Here is an 830-nt window from a genome sequence, read left to right as displayed (position 1 = left end):
GAGTTCTTTGACCTGACTCAACTGCGGAAAGACGAAAACGACGATCCGCCGCGCCTTCACATTCCGCTTCTTGGGATCGGACCCAACGCCCTCCGCAAAGGCTCGGGGAGTGGGACGTACAAACGCCCGACCATCCGCATGAGCGGGAGCCCCGAAACGGGCTACCGCTTCACGGTCCAACACAAACTCGACGAGAAGCACCGGCGCTTCAGCCCGGCGCTCAAGAAACTCAACGAGGAGATGGCCAAGTCCGGTCTTCTCAGGATCGTCGCGCTCGACCTGGGCTTCTCCGAAGTCTTCACGGACGACGACGGCAATCGCTACGGAACCCGCCGGGAGCGCCAAGTCACCCAGCGCGGCGTGACGAAGACCTGCGTTGATCCGTCTTTGGGCGACCTTCTGATCAAGCGATCCAAGATTCTCTACGACGCCGGCCGCGGGCGCGGTCCTCTGCAGGCGCGAGCCCGCAACTGCACCGACAAGGTCGTCGCGCGCCGCATCGAGCGCTGCTGCCTCTCGAACGGGACCCTCAGGAAGGAGCTTCACGCCAACGAAGAGGCCATCGACAGCCTGATCAATCATGCCGTGAACGAACTCATCAAACGGAATCCCGCCAACGTGTACGTCGTCGAGCGCTTCGGCGAGTTCTCGTACGAGAGCATCCCGGTGCGGGTTCGCCGCTGGCTCTCCGGCTGGGTCCGCGGAAAGATCATCGACGCCCTCAAGCTGAAGGGAGCGCTTTTCGGCTTTGAGGTTGTTGAGGTGAACTGCGCCTACACCAGCCAACGGTGTCCGGTCTGCGCGCACGTCGAACGTGCGAATCGAAACGG

The 830-nt window shown here is 62.4% G+C and carries 1 protein-coding gene; it reads left to right on the top strand.

What is annotated here, in order from left to right:
* Nucleotides 1-138: 138 nt before the first annotated feature.
* A partial coding sequence (locus tag HMPREF9440_RS06775) for a zinc ribbon domain-containing protein (RefSeq protein WP_148516502.1) occupies nt 139-830 on the top strand: 692 nt, incomplete at its 3' end.

This window comes from Sutterella parvirubra YIT 11816 (genome assembly GCF_000250875.1).
GTDB lineage: Bacteria > Pseudomonadota > Gammaproteobacteria > Burkholderiales > Burkholderiaceae_F > Sutterella > Sutterella parvirubra.
This window is presented reverse-complemented; position numbering and strand designations above follow the sequence as displayed.